The following is a 17020-nucleotide window of genomic DNA, read 5'->3' on the forward strand; positions in this document are numbered from 1 at the left end:
AATGCGCGCGGAACTCGAACGCCCCACTTTCGACGGTGCTTTCTGGAGTTCGATCCTGCACTCGCGGACCTTCTGGATCCCTCAGGATCATGGCGCGCTTCTCGGCACCTTTGTCATCGCCATGCTGTTGCTAACCTCGATGCTGCTGCTGCCGCGGCTTTCCGCCCGCCGGCGGCGGATATCGGAGCTTCATGGCGATATGTCAGGCAGCACGACGATGATGGATTTCGTGCTGGTCACGCCAATCTTCGTCTTTTTCATGTTCGTGGTTTTCCAGTTCACGATCCTGGCGAAGAACCACCTCTTCACCCATTATGCCGCTTATGCGGCGGCCCGCAGCGCCCGCGTCTATTTCTGCCCGGCCCTGCCGATCACCATCCACAGCTTCATCGGCCCCAAGACCTGCGATAACGACGCTGCAGCGGGCAAGGCCGATCTTGCCGCCCGCCTGGCGCTGATCCCGGCCGCTCCCTACGACCAGCTGAAATGCGTCGGCGCCTGCCAGCCGCCGGAGGAGGCGCTGAAGAGCCTTGCCGACGCCTCGGGCCTTTCGAAGAACTGGCGCGCGATGCGCAACCAGGCCCGCTACATGTTCGACCCGCAGAACGTCACGGTCACCGTCGACCGCGCCCCGATGGCGCTCTTTGCCGCCATCAACCGCTCGCCGCATGTGCCCGTGACGGCCAAGGTCGAAGCGCGCTTCCTGCTGCTCGAATATGCCGGCTGGGTCTTTGCCCGCGGCCAGCGGAAGGACGGGCGCTACTATACGATTTCGACGGCGGAGGTGAACCTGCTATGACACCGTCCTTCGTCCATCGCCTGCACCGCGACCAGCGCGGCTTCCTGTCTCCGATCATCCTCTACATGACGATCGCGCTGGCGCTGATGATCGTCTGGATCCTGAACACCGGGCAGATGATCTACGACAAGCAGCGCACGCAGGATACCGCCGATGCCGCCGCACTCGTCCATGCCGACTGGGAGGCGCGTTATCTCAACATCATGGCGATGAACAACGTCGCCTCCTCGCAGGCAACCGTGGTCATGGCGACCTCGGTTGCCTATCAGCTGACCACCGCGGAACTGGCCCTGCGCTCGGCCGCCATTCTGGCGAAACTCGCCCAATATTCCTTCACCGAAGGCTTCGGACCGGCATCGCTCCTGCCGCCGCTGCCGCCGATGCCCTACTGCCCCGGCTGGCAGAAGGTTCCGATCGTCGGCGGCATCATCTACGGCGCTTGCCTTGCATTCCAGGGATTCCGGGCGACCGAAGCCACCAAGGCGATCGCCTATACGGTGGCGGCGCAGGTCAAATACGATCCGCTGGGTCTGATCAATAAGTCCAGCGACATCATCGATGCGATGAATGACCTGAACGATTACCTCGTTGAAAGCTTTCCGGAGCGGGTCGGCAACGACGCCTTGCACCTGGTTCGTTTGAACAAGTCGGATCACGTCGTCTTCCATCCGCCCTGCGAATCCTGCGGTCAGGCCGGAGAAGGCGCCGGCGGCAACCTGCCGGTGGATCGCGACGGCGTCAATCCAGCCGCCGCCTATACCGAAATGTGCCTTGCCATGTCCTATGGCACCCAGGGACAGGATCCGTTCCTGATGCGCGGCGAATACGCCAATCGCGGCTTCCCCAACGGCAAGGGTCCTTTGACGGCAGGCGGCGTCGACGGCAGCCATATCCGCGACTGGGTCAACCACGAGAGCGGCATCGACGATCAGCTGGTGGAGTTCTACATCTTCTACGAAGCCTTTGGGCCGGCCTATCTGAGCAAGGTCCCGTTCAAGGCGATTGTCGAGCAATATGCCGGCGATCTCAGCTGGTGGCAGGAACTGGCGCTCGATGCCAGCTTCTGGATCGCCGACAAGGTCTTCGGCGTCGGCTTCGGCATCACCAACCCCTTCCAGCTGCCGATCGACGTGCCGCCGCGTTATTCCGACAAACAGACCAAGGACGAGAACGACTTCACCCGCAAGTTCGACATGATCTGGAACCAGGTCTGCGGCCCGGCGGGCGGGGCGATCTCGGTGACCGGTGTCAGTCTGCCGCTTCTCTCCTTTCCGAAGCCCTACTGGCTGAAGGGACGCATTCCCTTCAACTTCACGCCCTTCGGCGGCGACCAGCTTACCGACTACCAGACGCTGGCGATCGTTTCGCGTGCGCCGCGCGCCAGGCTCCAGGTTCGCCTGTTCAAGGACAAGACGCCGTCCGCTTATGCGCTCGCGCAGAGCTGGGTCCATAATTACACGGCCTTCGATCTCTACACGCAGGACTGGCTTGCCTCGCTGGCGCCAGCGACGCTCGCCGACGATATCGGCGCTGTTTCTGGCACCATCAAGCAAAGCCCGGCCGCCGACAGTTTCACCGGCCTGACGCGCGTCTTCGACCAGGGAGGAGCCAATGCCTGGGCTGCCGTCAACACACACTGAGCAAGCCGGTGACGCTCCGGCCGGCGGGTTCATGATGCGGCTGCACCGCGACCGGCGCGGTCTTGCCTCGATCGAATTCGTACTCGCCGCGCCGGTTATCCTGCTGATCGTAATCTTCGTCATTCACGCCAACAAGATCTCCACCAAGAAGGTCGCGACCATGCTTGCCATGCGCAATGCAGCCTTCGCCGAGGCGAGCGGCCTGAATTGCACCTCTGATTTCTCCAACGTTTTCCCGATCCCGGCCTTGCCGGCCCTGCCCGGGGGAGACGCGATCAACTGCTCGCGCACCCCTTCGCATGAAGGCGACGGCGATCCTCAGCGGACCTTTATCTGGGATGACGTGCAGAAAACCCTCAAAGGCAATGGTCGCGACTTCGGCGATATGGTCGGCGAGCTTGCCGACGAGAAGCCGCAGCTCGTCACCGCGACCGCCGACCGCGTCTACAAGTTCAGGGATTCCGACGATCTCGACACCATCCGCAGCATCCGCTGGAAGGATGCGTTCACAGTCGACGACTCGACGCTGTTTATCTCGCACAACAACGACACCACGCGGCGCGGCTACGACCCGACGCTGCGCCGGGAAATTCGCGATGTGGCCAGCGATTCCGGCGATCTCTTCGACGGCGTCTTTCCGGGGGCGAAGTGACATGGCACAGCGATCGCGCATCTCCGTTCATCTCCTCGGCACCGCCCTGGTCGTCGGGCTCGCCGTGATGGCGACACCGGGGCGCGCCGAGATCTACAAGGATATCCGGGTGACGCTGAATTCGATGCTGGCCGGCATCCTCGGGGCGCCGGAACGGGCGCCGCGCGATCTCGTCATCAACGGCCAGCCGCTCGAGTTCACGCCCTACCAGAGCGATCGCAGCATTGCCGATATCACCGACGAGTGGCTGCGGGTGCTGGCCGCCAATACCCGGCCGGCCATGCCGAAAAGCAGTGACCGGGAGGAACTGACCGCCGTCATCGCCGCCAACATGATGATCGTCCCGAAGGTGAGCCGCATCCGCGACGATCTTGCCGTTGTCGTGCGCTTCTTCGACGGCGACGGCGAGGCTGCGCTCGACTATATGAGACAGCAGGATCCGAACGATCCTTCGGCGAGAGCGCCGATTCCGGGCGTCTCGATCATGATCCGCCGGCCTGCCGATGCGCCGATGACCGAAGTACTGATGAGCCGCTTCGACGATGTCGCCGCCACCCTGCCGGCCTTCGCCGCCCCTGCCGATGTCGCCAAGCTGCCGACGTCGCTGCGTCCGCCGGCCGGCGTCGAAGTGCTGAGCGATATCGGCGACCATGACAAAGGCCATATGTCGCGCACGGTCGTGTCGAAGGGCACGCTCGCCGCCGCGCGCTGGTCCGATCAGCGCGCCGATCTCCTTGTCCGCGACGGCTTCACCATCGAAACGCCGCCGGCTGAGCGCGGCGGCGTCACCGCGCTTTACGGCCGGCGCGGCAGCGTCGAAGCCAATGTTCTCTACACCAGAAGCAGAACCGACGGCAGGACCGTAGAGGTGATTCAAATCAGGCAACCCTTCGTCGAAGGAACAACACCATGAACTGGAAGCTCATTGCCGCTGTGATCGTCGGGCTGATCACCGGCGTTCTCCTCTACTTCTGGACAGAGAGCGTCAAGAACGAGCAGGTGGCCTATGCCTTCATGCGGCTGCAGCCTGACAAAAAAGTGACGAGAGGACAGGCGATCACCCCCGACATGCTCGCCGAACCGGTGATGCTGCCGGAAAGCTTCGGGGCGCTCGCCAAGCTCGCCGTTCCTGCCGCCAGCGCCTATCAGGAATGGCTGAAGGACCGGACGGCGGCGGCCGACATTCCGGCCGGCTCGGTGCTGCTCTTCCAGTATTTCGACGATACCGACGGCGGTCGGCTGACGACGATGATCGCGCCCGGCAAGCGGGCGCTGACCCTGCCGGTCAATGCCGCCGAGGCGGTCGGCCATTTCGTCGAGCCGGGCAGCTATGTCGATATTCTCGGCACGGTCGACGAACCGGTCGAGCCGGTGGCGCCGCCCGCCGTGGTGCAGCCGGGAACCCCTGGGCAGCCACCGGCCGCACCCGGCCAGACGCCCGCCGCAACCACGCAGCCGCAGGCTCCGGCCCAGCCGCCCTCGCCGGTCGAGCAGATGCTGAAGAACTATCTCACCCAATATCCGGGCGCCGACGAGAACGACATCAACGCCTACCGGAAGCAGGCGCAAGACTACAAGCTCGGCATCAGCTCACGCACCCGCGTCGTCACCCGCACCTTCCTGCAAAACGTCAAGGTGCTCGCCGTCGGGGCGGCGACCACGCCGGAAGGTGCGGTCACCAAGGCCAATAGCAGCTATAATCACGTGACGGTCGAAGTGACGCCGTCGGAAGCCGAGATGCTGATCTTCGCCATGGGCCAAGCGAATGGCAGCCTCAACCTCGTGCTGCGCAATCCGACGGACAATAGCGTCGAAGACCTGCCGAGCATCAACTGGACGCGCATGTGATCGTTTCGGGGATTGAGCCATGCTGTTGAAGATTTCCTATGAGGACGGCATTGGACGGGAGGTGATCCCGCTCTCGGCGAACGAGACCTATTTCGTCGGCGAAAGCAGCACGCTTTCGCTTCCCGCCGGCGCCGGCGTCGTGCGGCTGCGCGGCAGCCACGTTTCCTCGCCGCAATTCGTGCTGCGCAAGTCCGGCCAGGGATGGTCGGTGCAGCATCATGGCCGCAACCCGACCCGGGTCGACGACCAGCCGCTTCGGGCCGGCACGCCGGTGGCGGTCTCGGCCGGCATGTCGATCTGGGTGCCGAATGTCACGATCGAACTGGTCGAGCCGGCGGCGGCGCCGGAGGCGGTGACGCAGTTTCCGGACCAGGAGCGGGTGCTGGCGCTGCAGATGGAAATCCATGAGCGATTGCTAAAAGACACGCAATATGACCGGCTGGTGAAATCCTCCGATTTCGGCCGCGAGGAGACGCGCAGCCGCATTCGCGAGCGCCTCGACCTGTTCATCAAGGAGGCACTCGACAGCGCGCCGCAGGATCTCGTCATCCTCGTCATCAAGAACGCCGTCTACCGGTGGCTGGCAAAACGCATTGCCCGCACCGGCCGGCGCGACGGCGCGTCGAATGCGGCAAGCCTCGCACGCGAAGAGCAGGACAACCGCCGGCTCTTCGATGTCGGCAAGGCGCTGATCTCGGCGCTGCAGCTGAAGCTCAACTTCGAATCCACCCGCTCCGACTTCGCCCAGCTCGACACCAAGTTCGGCGCCGCCTTCCAGGCCCGGCAGGCGCTGTTCAACGCCGGCGACCGCTACGAGATCGCCCATATGCACCTGCGCTCGAATATCGAGGAGCTGATGTATCGCTGGGGCACGATCTCGGAACTGATGGATCTGGACGTCATCTCGGAAATCATGGTGACGCGTTACGACGAGATCTATGTCGAAAAATTCGGCCTGCTCGAACGTTATCCCTTCGCCTTCGCCAATGAGCGGCAGCTGATGAAGGTGATCGAGCGCATCGCCGTCGATTCCAACCGCTCGATCAACGAGAGCGAGGCGATGGCCGACTTCCGCATGCCCGACGGCTCGCGCGTCAACGCCGTCATCCCGCCGCTCGCCGTCAAGGGCGCCTGCCTCACCATCCGCAAGTTCGGCGGCAAGTCGCGGCTCGATATCAGCAAGCTGGTGGCCGCAGGCGCGCTCAGCGAACCGATGCGCGCCTTCCTCGAGGCGGCGGTGCGCGCTCGCAAGAATATCGTCGTCTCAGGCGGCACCGGCTCCGGCAAGACGACGCTGCTGAACAGCCTGTCACAATTCATTCCGGTCGGCGAGCGCGTCGTTGCCGTCGAGGACACGTCCGAACTGCAGCTCGACGGCATTCATGTCGTCTACCTGCAATCGCGGCCGAAGACGGCGGAGAGCGAAACCAGCGTCACCATCCGCGACCTCGTGCGCAACGCGCTGCGCATGCGCCCCGACCGCATCATCGTCGGTGAGTGCCGAGGCGCCGAGGCGATCGACATGCTGCAGGCGATGAACACCGGCCATGCCGGTTCGATGACGACGGCGCATGCCAACACGCCGCAGGACATGATGACCCGGCTTGAGGTGATGGTGCTGCAGGGCCAGAGCTCGCTGCCGGTGACGGCGATCCGCCAGCAGATCGTCGCCGCCGTCGAACTCGTCGTGCAGCTCAACCGCCTGGAAAGCGGCCGGCGCGCCGTCACCGAAATATCCGAGGTCATCGGCATCGATCCGGATACCGGCCTCATCATCGTCGAGCCGATCTTCAATCTCGTCGGCCGCGCCGGCGGCCAGGCGGTGCATGCCTTCACCGGCTATCTGCCGAGCTTCGTCGCCGAACTCGTCGCCTTCGGCGAAGACGGCGAGATCAAGAACCTCGATATGTTCGTTTGAGGGTGGAACCATGGACATCAGCCTTCTGCAGATCCTGACGATCGCCCTCGGCGCAGTGACCGCTGGACTGCTCGTCTGGGGCGCGCCAATGCAATGGCCGGCACCGCTGCTGCGCGCCACCGAACGCGATATCGCGCTCGCCAGCGAGGCGGCCCAGGTCTTCGGCCGCGACGCCGTGCCGCCCTATACGATGATCCTCGCCTATGCCATCACCGCCATCATCGTCTTCGCTCTGATCTCGCTGGTCTTCGGACCGATCTTCGGCATCGTCGTTGCCATTCCCGTCGCCTTCTTCCTGCCCAAGGCGACGATCCGTTATTTCCTGCGGCGCCGCTGGCTGCAGATCGAATCGCAGCTTCCCTATGCCGTCGACCAGATCGTTTCGGCGGTGCGCACCGGCAAGCCGCTCGCCGTCGCCGTCAATGCGGTTGCCGACACTGGCCAGATGCCGGCCTCGCGCGAATTCGAGCGCATCGCCCGCGAACAGAAGCTCGGCATCGGCCTGGTCGAAGCGCTCGACCGCCACGGTCGCACGGTGCCGAGCCTGCATTTCAAGATGGTCGACGCCGCCCTCGGCCTGTTTGCCCGGCAAGGCGGCGACATATCCGAGCCGCTGACGGAAATGTCGAAATCCTTCAAGGAGATCTGGAAGCTCGACCAGAAGATCAGCACCTCGTCGTCACAGGCGCGGATGAACTTCCGCGTCGTCAATGGCGGCGCGCTGTTCATGATCCTGATGATCTTCTTCGGCCAGCCGGAGCTTATCGACAAGGTGTTCGGCAACGCCATCGGCATCGTCATCGCGATCGTCGGCGCCATTCTCTACGCCACCGGTTTCTTCTGGATGCGCTCGATGATGAAGGTGTCGGTATGATGTCGGCAATCCCCCTCGCCCCGATCATCATTGTCCTTGCCGGCGTCACTGCGGCGCTCATCGTCTGGTGGATCGGCGATCTCCTCGGCAGCATCAAGGTGGTGCGGCGGTCGGCCGGTGGCGACGGGCCGCCGCCGAATATCGTCGACAGCATCGGCATGCGCACGCCGGTCGAATTCGTGCTGAGGCAGTTCGAGCCGCTTCTGGCCGATTTCGGTGCGCAGCTCGAAAAGAAGCTGATCTATGGCGGCCGGCCCTTCGGCGGCGTGACGGGGCGTGAATATATCGCCCTTCTCGTCGTCCTCAGCCTCTTCGGCTTCATCCTGCTCGGCGTGCTGTTCGGCATTGCGAGCGGCAGCGTCATCGGCGGGCTGGCCGCCGGCCTGATCCTCGGCTTCATCCCCGCCATCTATTTCTGGGTCGTCGCCGACGACAAGATGCAGGACCGCAAGGAACGCATCTCGCGCGAATTTCCCTATTTCCTCGATCTCGTCGTCATGACGCAGCAGGCGCAGGCGACCCTGCCGGAAAGCCTGCGGCTCTATGCCGAGGCAGCACCCGGCACCGTGATGACCGAGGAGATCGAGCAGACGCTGAAGGACGTGGCGCTCGGCACCGGCATGATCGAGGCGCTGCAGCGCCTGGAGGCGCGCATGACGGCCGAGGAGGTGGTGCGCGTCATCCGCGCCGTCATCCAGGGCGAGGTCGAGGGCAGCAACCGCGTTGAGCTGTTGCGCGAACATGCCCGCGACCTGCGCTTCCGCCGCTGGGAAAAGGCCGACAGGGCCAGTGAGAAGCTGAAGGCCAAGATCGTCATGCCGGCGATGTTGATCGTCGTGTCGATCCTTCTTCTGGTACTGGCGCCTGCTATCGTCGAGATGATGTCGAGTGGGATGTTCTGATCATGGTCTTTTCCTTCTTTCGTGGCAACAAACCCAGCCTTCTGCAGACCGGCCCCGGCGGCCAGAGCCGCAGCCATGTGCTCGACCGGGCGGAAATGTCGATCGGCCGGGCAGCCAATGCCGATATCGTCGTCGACGATCCGTTCCTGGCGCCGATCCACGCCCGCATCGAAAAGCAGAGCGACGGCGGCTTCATCATCCGCCGCATGGGGCTGAACCCGATCATGCTGCGCGGCGAGGCGCTGCTGCAGACCGCCTCGCTCAAAACAGGCGACAGTTTCCGTCTCGGCAAGGATGTCGAATTCCAGTTTCTGGAGAAGGCGCCGGCCAAGGAGGCGCCGAAAAAGGAGGCTGCCAAGGCAGACGACGGCAAGCCGAAAAAGCCGCTCCTCAAGCAGCCGGCCTTCCTCGCCGCCATGGGCCTCGTCTACCTCGCCGTCGTCGGGATCATCGGCTATGTGATCCTCTCCGGCGGCGGCAGCACGGAGGCCGGCCCGACTGCCGAGCGCATCAATGCCGAAGCCGCCCGCATCCCGACATGCATCAAGAATGCCAGGCGTCTGCGCCAGGTTTCCGAGCAGACTTTCAACGGCGCCGTCGGCGGCCGCGTCGGCCGCGATGGCGACGTCACCTATGCCGCGCTTGCGCTGGCAGCCGACCCCGCCGACGACGCGGCGCTGGCAAAGGCGGCGGAGCCGATCGTCGAGGCCTACAAGCGCACGGCGCTCGCCGCCCTTGCCTCGGAAAACCGTGGCAACAACACGTTGGCTCAGAGCCTCTACCAGCAGACCTACGATCTCGTCCCCGACGTCAACTGCTCGGCCGCGCGTTTCGCGCTGCAGCGCCGCGCCGCCACCAAGCCGCCGGCGCGGCGGTGATTGGCGGGTCGAAACTCTTCAAAACGGCTCGGAGGGTCGACCGGCCAGCGCGCGTCGTAGTCACGCCTACGGCCAAGCCGGCCGGTCGAGCAGGCGGCCCGCAGATTCGCTGACAAATCTGCGAGGCCCCTGAATGCCGGCGGCACATTGAGTATGCCCTCGCCACGCCTTTCGCCTGACGAAAATCTGCTCCGGCAGAGTTAGCCATCCAATGGTTTGGCTTTGCTACGTTTGTCCGGACCTGATGCCGTCCGGATTAGCCTCATTTGTTGCCGGGCCCGGTCGAACCGCAGTCGTTGCAGTTGGTGTTGTCCGGGTTGCCCTTGTTTGTTGAGGTGTCCTTGGTGCCGCTGCTGCTTGCTGCGTTGTCGTTCGGTGGCGGGTTGCCGCTTTCGCCCATGGTTGTGGTCTGGTCCCGTGAATTGCTGCTGGCAGCAAACGTCGACTGAAGCCCACCGAGCAGAAGTGCGAGGGCGGTGAAAACCGAAAGCGTAAGTCTCGACATGGTACATGCTCCTTGATCGGGTTCACTAACATCAGGCATGCGCCAGAGCGTTCCTTTTGAGATATGTTGGCTCCCCTGGCGTTGGTCGCCAACGGACGACGATTCCTCGCCCCGCCTCGCGGCGGGAGCTGAATCGGATGTTAGGATTCTCCTCATTGGAGGTCGGCTATCGGCTTCAACGCGCGATACAAATCCATCTGACACGTGAGAATGTTTGCCCATAGCAAAAACCTCCATTTCCGACTGATCTCTGCAGTCGGAGGAGGATTTATGCCTTTCCACAAGACGAGAAGACTATAATCAGGGCGGCGACAGATCAACTTACTAATTGTGTGATTTTCTTAGTTAATTCGGGCTAAGACGTGAGTAGACTTGCACTCCCCGGGGATCGGACTCTGTTATTCATATGCGTCCACTGCGTTAAGCCGCGCATCAACAGTGCCAGGCGGATGCGGGTCCGAGCAGCGCCGCATCCTCCAACCCCCCTCATGCTGAGGTGCGCAGCCCGAACGGGCGAAGCCTCGAAGTACGCTGCAACGCTGCTTCTTTCATGTATCGACGCCTGAGCGCCCGCCTCGTCCTTCGAGGCCCCTGCGGGGCTCCTCAGGATGAGGCTCTCTTGAACCCCGGCGCTATATTCTCCACCCCCGTGATCTGTATATGCATCCAAGCGCCTGTTATCGGAGTGCGGCATCCTCCAACGTCCCTCATGCTGAGGTGCGCAGCCCGAAAGGGCGAAGCCTCGAAGCACGCCGCAACGCTGCTTCTTGCATGTATCAACGCCTGAGCACCCGCCTCGTCCTTCGAGGCCCCTGCGGGGCTCCTCAGGATGAGGCTCTCTTGAACCCCGGCGCTATATTCTCCAACCCCGTGATCTGTATATGCATCCAAGCGCCTGTTATCGGAGTGCGGCATCCTCCAACGTCCCTCATGCTGAGGTGCGCAGCCCGAAAGGGCGAAGCCTCGAAGCACGCCGCAACGCTGCTTCTTGCATGTATCGACGCCTGAGCGCCCGCCTCGTCCTTCGAGGCCCCTGCGGCACCTCAGAATGATGCTCTCTTGAACCCCGGCGCTGCGGTCCGGCGGGGATGCCGCTGCACATGCGCAGAGCACTGGCATCCGCGCCGACCCTGGCATAAATTGATTTCATCAAGGGAGGAACCATGATGCAGAAGAATGCGCCGGACTTCAGCCTTGAGGGCAAAGTGACTTTGGTAACAGGAGCGAGCCGTGGCATCGGCCGGGCTTGCGCGCTTGCCTGTGCCGCAGCAGGCTCCGATATTGTTTTGGGAGTTCGCAATGTCGCAGCGTCGACGGGTCTGGTTGCCGAGCTCGAGGACACGGGGCGAAAAGTCCTCGCCGTCGAACTGGACCTTCCCAACAAGGCCCATATCGCCCAAGCCGTCGACGCGGCGTTGACGGCATTTGGCCGGATCGATGTCCTCGTCAACAATGTCGGGGTGGCTCCAGGCAATCTCGCCGAACTGGTCGAGGAGAAGGACCTCGACGAGATCCTCGATGTCAACATCAAGGGCACCTTTCTGATGACGCAGGCCGTCGGGCGTCAGATGATCAAACAGAATGGTGGCCGGATCATCAGCATCAGCTCACAGGCCGGCACCGTGGCGCTGCGCGGCGAAGCGATCTATTGCATGAGCAAGGCGGCCATCAATCATCTGACGCGCTGCCTTGCGGCCGAATGGGCCCGCTATAATGTCACCGTCAACACCGTATCGCCGACTTTCATCCACACGGATGGCACGGCACCCTTTCTATCCGACCCCGCCAATCGCCAAGCGACGCTCGATCACATTCCCCTCGGCCGGATCGGTGAAACCGATGATGTGGTGGGCGCCGTCGTGTTCCTGGCATCGCCGGCGGCGAGCCTCATCACCGGCGCGAACCTGCTGGTGGATGGTGGCTGGTCCGTCGCCTGAGGCCAGCCCACGCCGTCGGCAAGTGCGATGCGACTTATGCCGCGCTTTTGCGGCCGCTGAATCCGTCCGAAGATGCTGGTGGCAAAAGCCTCCGAGCCGATCTTCGCAGCGGCATCTAGCCGACGATTTCGACGCAAAAATCGATAAAGGCGCGAACCTTGGCCGGTACGTGATGGCGGGAGGTGTAGAAGCAGTGCAACGGAAAGGTCTCATCGGGCCAGTCCGGATAGAGATCGACCAGCTGGCCGCAATCGAGATAGGGCTTCATGCCGAGCGAGAAGACCTGGGCAATGCCGATCCCGGCGAGACAGGTAGCAAGGGCCGTACCGGCATCATTGACGAGGATGCGCCCATGCGTTTGGATCGGCACGACCTTCTTTCCGCGTCGCAACTCCCATTCGAAAGGCCTGCCCGTCAAAGGGTCCTGATATTGGATGCAGGTATGATCGGTCAGATCGGCAGGCAGCTTCGGCGTGCCGTGCCGTGCAAGATAGGACGGCGCGGCAACCGTGATCACCCGCGTGCGAAAAAGCTGCCGGGCAATCAGCGAGCTCTTCGCCGGGATTTCGCCGAAGCGCACCGCCACATCCATGCCGTCGGCGACAAGAGCGCCGATCTCGTTCCTTGTCACCAGCTCGATCTGAAGATCGGGATAGCGGTCGAGAAAGATGCCGAGCTTCGGCGCGAGGATCAGCCGCGAAAAATAGGGATCGACATTGATCCGCAGCCTCCCACGCACCGTCTGCGTCGTCCCGGCGGCATAGGCAGCGGCTTCTTCGATGCCGCCAAGTAGCGGCACCACCTGCTCGTAGAAACGCGTGCCGTCATCGGTGAGCCTCAGGGATCGGGTCGTCCGCTCGAGCAGGCGCACGCCGATGCGGCTCTCAAGTCGCGCCACCGCCCGGCTGACTCCGGAAGCTGTCAGGCCCAGCGCCTCGCCGGCCCGCGCAAAACTGCCGCTCTCAACGACGGCGACCAGCACGCTGACCCCATTCAGCAATCGTCCGTCGAACATCATCCAATTCCTGATATTGTGTCATGAACTATCTGACAAAAGGTCAATTCAGTCAAAAGCGACTTTGGCGCATCTTTTCTTTCATCGCGGCGCAAGCCGCTGCCAAAAGGAGTCCGAGAATGTTTGCTGTGACTGGAATAACAGGTCAGGTCGGCGCCGTGGTCGGCGCGAAATTGATGGATCAGGGACTGCCTGTCCGTGCAGTCCTGCGCAATGCGGAAAAAGCAGGCGCCTGGCGGGATCGCCGCGCGGAAATCGCCATTGCCGAAATGACGGACGCGTCATCCCTCGCCCTCGCCTTCGAAGGCGCCGAGGGCGTCTTCCTGCTTCTGCCGCCAAGCTTCGATCCCGCGCCGGGCTTCCCGGAGGTAAAGGCAATCATCGAAGCACTGAAGACCGCCCTCACAAAGGCGTCACCGAAGAAGGTGGTCTGCCTGTCGACGATCGGCGCTCAGGCAAAGCAGGAGAATCTGCTGAGCCAACTCGGCCTCTTCGAGCAGGCAATGTCGACACTTCCGATGCCGGTCGCGTTCCTGCGCGCCTGCTGGTTCATGGAGAATTCAGCCTGGGACATCGCACCGGCAAGGGAGAGCGGCATCATGCCAAGCTTTCTGCAGCCGGTCACCAAACCCGTGCCGATGGTTTCCGTGCGCGATGTCGGCGCTACTGCGGCTGAAATGCTGCAGGAGGACTGGACCGGTAAACGCATCGTCGAGCTTGAGGGTCCTTTCCGCATCACGCCGCTGCAGATGGCGGAGGCCTTCTCTGCGGTGCTCAACAAGACGGTCCGTGCCGAGCCGGTTGCAAGAGAGACATGGGAAGCGCTGTTTTTGAACCAGGGCATGCAGAACCCCAGACCCCGTATGCGCATGCTTGACGGCTTCAACGAAGGCTGGATCGAGTTCGAAGGCGGCGAGGCCCGATCGCGCAAGGGCACAACCACCTTTGAGACCGCTATCCGCAAACTGGTCGAACGCGGTTGATGAACACGCCGTGGCGGCTTCAGCAATCCCATGGAGGTCGCTACCTGAGGCCGAGGCGCCTGCCCAACGGCACAAGTCTCACACAGCCTTTTTGGCGGTCTCGCTATTTCGTCCATCGGGGCGCGTCAGGACGAGCCACGAACGAGCCCATCTATGTACGTCTGGAGCGAGATCGATCCGCGAATTGAGTCCTCGGGATATTCGGGGCCATCGGCGGTGAGAGCCGTCATCCTGGCATATGAGTGAGCCGCCGCGTCGGAGAAGCCCAAATTGCGGTATGCGTCTTCCCAGGCTTCCCGCGGGATCACCTCGACGCGGACGGCGCGGTCGAGGGCGGCGGCGAAGGCTGCGGCAACGTCATTGGGGGAGTATCGTTCCGGCCCTTCGACGGGGTATATGCCGATCCGGTCGACCGGCTCCTGCAGCAGCCGCGCAGCCACCCTTCCCAGATCCTCCGGCGCGACCATCGGGAGCGTGAGCTCGGCCGGGAGCATGGTCGATAGCACCCCGCCATTCGTGACAGGCCCCACCATCGCATCCCAGTTGCTGTAGTAGTAGGCTGCGCGGATGATACTGGCGGGAATCGGCTGGCTTCTCAGCCCCGTCTCCAGTTCATAAAGGACATTGAGATCGCCGCATTGCTCGCCCGGCTGCGCGCCCATGGTTGATTGCGCCACCACTTTCTCCAGTCCCGAGCCTTCGATTGCCTCGAGCAGGCAACGCACGGTCTCGCGTTCTTCGCGATCCGTATCGCTCGCGATGTCAGCGTTCGGGTTCAACAGGAAGGCCCGCTTCCCGCGGCGGAACACCGTCCGCATCGAAGTCACGTCGTGGACGTCGGCGAGCGCAACCTCTGCGCCCCGCTGTCGCCACGCGCCCGCCTTCTCAGCGTTTCGGGTGACGATGGTGACGGGTTCGCTCTCAGCAAGCAGCGCCTTCGCCACGGCGGAGCCGACGCGCCCCGTCCCTCCGACAATGATGTACATCGGCCATGCCTCCCGCAATCATGCCGAGCACAACACTTCGGCGCTGCCAAAGGTTCCCTTGCCGTCGTGCGCAGAGTTCACCAATGCGGAGCGCCTGCAGCTGGTCAGCGGGACTTGGCACCTGCGGCTCAATGCCTCACGCAATTGACGCTTTTACGGGCCGTCGATACGCATACGCATCAGCAACAGGAAACCAGTGATGCGAACTTCGGCTGCAGCAATTTCCGCTCTCCTTCTGCCAATACTGGCGAGTTGCACGACCACCTCGGGTGGCATCGTCACCGAGAACAAGAGACTTACTGCAGTCAGCGCCGAGCGGACACGACTGGGGCAGGCCTGGCACCTCAAAGTCGATTGCTCACCATCAAGCCGTCCGAACGTTCGAACAGTTTCTCCGCCAGCTCATGGGAAACTCGAAATCGTACCGGAAGACGTAGTTGCGAATTCGAAGAAATTTCCCAAATGCGCCGGGGTGAAAACCGCCGGCATGGTCGTTTACTACACCTCTGCAGCCGGATATGTCGGCCCTGACAAAACAACGTTCAGGGAGTCCTATGGAGACGGCGTCGTTCGCGACGTGACTTTCGACGTCAACGTCGTCAAGTAGACCGCGTGGGGGCGGCGCCTCGAAGCCGCCGACCGTGGTGATCGTCGGTTCTGCAACACTGCCCATGACAAGACACGGGTCTGGTCGCAAAGGACGGGCGACTGCCTGTTAATCCTGTTTCTGGCGTTGGCTTACAAGCCTAGAACTTTTCCGCGTAAGCGATATGCCGTTCGCACCTTGCCAGGTATTGTCTTGCTCGCGCAGCCTGATCCAGAGGCTATGACGACACACCTGGTCGCCGCACCAATTCCCGTGCGTGTTCTTCCATCCAGGCCAGTTCGAGTGCCCCTTCATCAAGGACGCCACGGCGTTCCAATTCCATTTCCCATGCCGAGCCGGAGGCAGCGAGATTGCGCATATGTTGCTGCATCTGCCGCACCCTTTCGATAGCTGCCCGCATGATCTCAATCTCCGGCTCAATCCCATAGGCGTCGAGGAACAGCTGGAAGCGCCGCGCTTTCTCGCGCACGCCTTTCGGCAAACCATGCGCTTCGCATTTGTCGTCACGCCAGAAGGGCACCCAACGCCAGCCAATGAAGCCGAGGTCCGAGGAGCGTGGTCCTGGTGCTGCAGCATCCCAATCGATGAACGCGACAGGGAGCCCAGCCCGAACGACGGTATTCCAGGGTGAGAGATCATTGTGACAGATCGTCTCGACGGGTTCTTGAGGTTGAAGACGCCAGTTGCGCTCATTCCAGGGAAAGCTTGCGGCAGCATCGTGGTAGGATCGCAGCAATTTCCCTAATTCGACAAGGGCCCGGTCGCTCCAGACATAGTCAGGAAGCCGGACGTCGAAGCGGCCAAGTTGATCCGGGATGAAGCCTTTGCCCATGCCGACTTCACCTTCGACGTAAGTGAGACATTCGCGTCCCTGATCATCGAAGCCGAGCGCACGGGGAGCTCCGAGAAATCCTTGCCGTTCGACGTGGCGAAGCAGGTCGAGAACGGCGGAAGACCATGCGCGGCCGCCACGCCGAACCGTGCCGCCGACCCGGACAACATTCGAATCTGCGCCGCCTGCGAGAGGAATTTCTTGCTCGCCCATGCACAAGCTTAGGCAGGAGCAAACCAGAGGGTCAAGCGGTGACGCTATTTTCGCTGCGTATCGAACGGCCGAGAGGGCGGCTCCGCAAGGGTGATGCAATTGCCGTCCGGGTCCGCGATCTGGGCAATCCTTCCGTAGTCGCCCTCGGATTCACCTGTCAGCGTCACGCCGGTCTCTTCGAGCGCTCTGCGGGCTTCATCCATTTTCGGCACCACAATGGTCAGCCTGCCGAACCCGGCATTCTCCTTTTCGAGGAAGATTTGAATGTTCGCTCCGGCGACGTTGCGCCATTGGATCAACGCCTCCATGGGGCGATCATCGGGCTCCCGGTCGAACAGCTGCGTGTAAAACTTCTCCGCTCTGTCCATGTCTGCCGTTGCGAGCGCGGCGTAGATTCCCTGGATCAGCATTGCCATAACTCCCCTTTCTTA

Annotated in this window: 17 protein-coding genes; 12 read left to right on the forward strand and 5 right to left on the reverse strand. The window is 62.6% G+C overall.

Translation table 11 applies throughout. The annotated features are described in order from the left end of the window. The first annotated feature begins 1 nt into the window (after position 1). From ACQ7C1_RS17725 to ACQ7C1_RS17765, 9 genes are read left to right on the forward strand one after another with little or no spacing between them, the layout of a single operon-like run. Positions 2 to 799, forward strand: coding sequence for a TadE/TadG family type IV pilus assembly protein (locus ACQ7C1_RS17725; RefSeq protein ID WP_430959229.1), 798 nt, complete (start codon positions 2 to 4; stop codon positions 797 to 799). Further along, positions 796 to 2439: a TadE/TadG family type IV pilus assembly protein gene (locus ACQ7C1_RS17730; RefSeq protein WP_430959230.1), complete on the forward strand. Its 1644-nt coding sequence runs from the start codon at positions 796 to 798 to the stop codon at positions 2437 to 2439. The genes ACQ7C1_RS17725 and ACQ7C1_RS17730 overlap by 4 nt, the downstream gene beginning before the upstream one ends. Beyond that, on the forward strand, positions 2411 to 3091 hold the full coding sequence (locus tag ACQ7C1_RS17735; protein ID WP_183701424.1) for a TadE/TadG family type IV pilus assembly protein: 681 nt from the start codon (positions 2411 to 2413) through the stop codon (positions 3089 to 3091). Before ACQ7C1_RS17730 ends, ACQ7C1_RS17735 begins: the two co-directional genes overlap by 29 nt. Before the next feature lies 1 nt (position 3092). Continuing rightward, a complete protein-coding gene (locus tag ACQ7C1_RS17740) occupies positions 3093 to 4004 on the forward strand; it encodes a hypothetical protein (RefSeq protein WP_430959231.1) in 912 nt (303 codons plus the stop codon). Further along, positions 4001 to 4939 carry a Flp pilus assembly protein CpaB gene (cpaB, locus tag ACQ7C1_RS17745; RefSeq protein ID WP_430959232.1) on the forward strand — a complete coding sequence of 313 codons (939 nt, stop codon included), beginning with the start codon at positions 4001 to 4003 and terminating at the stop codon, positions 4937 to 4939. The genes ACQ7C1_RS17740 and cpaB overlap by 4 nt, the downstream gene beginning before the upstream one ends. A gap of 19 nt (positions 4940 to 4958) precedes the next feature. Then, positions 4959 to 6857, forward strand: a complete 1899-nt coding sequence (locus ACQ7C1_RS17750; protein WP_430959233.1) for an ATPase, T2SS/T4P/T4SS family — start codon at positions 4959 to 4961, stop codon at positions 6855 to 6857. 10 nt (positions 6858 to 6867) lie between these two features. After that, complete coding sequence (locus ACQ7C1_RS17755) at positions 6868 to 7731, forward strand: type II secretion system F family protein (protein WP_430959234.1); 864 nt, start codon at positions 6868 to 6870, stop codon at positions 7729 to 7731. Next, complete coding sequence (locus ACQ7C1_RS17760) at positions 7728 to 8633, forward strand: type II secretion system F family protein (protein WP_183701437.1); 906 nt, start codon at positions 7728 to 7730, stop codon at positions 8631 to 8633. The genes ACQ7C1_RS17755 and ACQ7C1_RS17760 overlap by 4 nt, the downstream gene beginning before the upstream one ends. Before the next feature lie 2 nt (positions 8634 to 8635). Then, on the forward strand, positions 8636 to 9511 hold the full coding sequence (locus ACQ7C1_RS17765; RefSeq protein WP_430959235.1) for an FHA domain-containing protein: 876 nt from the start codon (positions 8636 to 8638) through the stop codon (positions 9509 to 9511). 262 nt (positions 9512 to 9773) lie between these two features. On the opposite strand, the gene ACQ7C1_RS17770 is transcribed toward ACQ7C1_RS17765, so the two are convergent. Next, the gene (locus ACQ7C1_RS17770) at positions 9774 to 10016 is read right to left on the reverse strand and encodes a hypothetical protein (RefSeq protein ID WP_430959236.1); all 243 of its coding nucleotides are present in this window, start codon (positions 10014 to 10016) and stop codon (positions 9774 to 9776) included. A 1166-nt stretch (positions 10017 to 11182) separates the two neighbouring features. Between ACQ7C1_RS17770 and ACQ7C1_RS17775 the strand changes: the two genes are divergently transcribed. Beyond that, positions 11183 to 11953: an SDR family NAD(P)-dependent oxidoreductase gene (locus tag ACQ7C1_RS17775; RefSeq protein ID WP_430959327.1), complete on the forward strand. Its 771-nt coding sequence runs from the start codon at positions 11183 to 11185 to the stop codon at positions 11951 to 11953. 115 nt (positions 11954 to 12068) lie between these two features. Here the strand turns inward: ACQ7C1_RS17775 and ACQ7C1_RS17780 are convergent, their stop codons facing one another. Continuing rightward, positions 12069 to 12968 (reverse strand): LysR family transcriptional regulator, encoded by a 900-nt coding sequence (locus tag ACQ7C1_RS17780; protein WP_430959328.1) that lies wholly within the window; start codon positions 12966 to 12968, stop codon positions 12069 to 12071. A gap of 119 nt (positions 12969 to 13087) precedes the next feature. Between ACQ7C1_RS17780 and ACQ7C1_RS17785 the strand changes: the two genes are divergently transcribed. Continuing rightward, positions 13088 to 13951: an NmrA family NAD(P)-binding protein gene (locus ACQ7C1_RS17785; protein WP_430959237.1), complete on the forward strand. Its 864-nt coding sequence runs from the start codon at positions 13088 to 13090 to the stop codon at positions 13949 to 13951. A 125-nt stretch (positions 13952 to 14076) separates the two neighbouring features. On the opposite strand, the gene ACQ7C1_RS17790 is transcribed toward ACQ7C1_RS17785, so the two are convergent. After that, entirely contained in the window at positions 14077 to 14937 is an 861-nt protein-coding gene (locus ACQ7C1_RS17790) for an NmrA family NAD(P)-binding protein (RefSeq protein ID WP_430959238.1), read from the reverse strand. Between the two features lie 199 nt (positions 14938 to 15136). Here ACQ7C1_RS17790 and ACQ7C1_RS17795 point away from each other — a divergent pair, with 199 nt between their 5' ends. After that, a complete protein-coding gene (locus tag ACQ7C1_RS17795; RefSeq protein ID WP_430959239.1) occupies positions 15137 to 15544 on the forward strand; it encodes a hypothetical protein in 408 nt (135 codons plus the stop codon). Positions 15545 to 15761: 217 nt separating this feature from the next. Here ACQ7C1_RS17795 and ACQ7C1_RS17800 read toward each other — a convergent pair whose 3' ends face one another. Together ACQ7C1_RS17800 and ACQ7C1_RS17805 are read right to left on the reverse strand one after the other, a co-directional pair. After that, positions 15762 to 16589 (reverse strand): aminoglycoside phosphotransferase family protein, encoded by an 828-nt coding sequence (locus ACQ7C1_RS17800; protein ID WP_430959240.1) that lies wholly within the window; start codon positions 16587 to 16589, stop codon positions 15762 to 15764. Between the two features lie 44 nt (positions 16590 to 16633). Next, entirely contained in the window at positions 16634 to 17005 is a 372-nt protein-coding gene (locus ACQ7C1_RS17805) for a VOC family protein (RefSeq protein WP_430959241.1), read from the reverse strand. Positions 17006 to 17020: the final 15 nt, after the last annotated feature.

The organism is Rhizobium sp. Nf11,1 (assembly GCF_050587665.1).
Classification (GTDB): domain Bacteria; phylum Pseudomonadota; class Alphaproteobacteria; order Rhizobiales; family Rhizobiaceae; genus Rhizobium.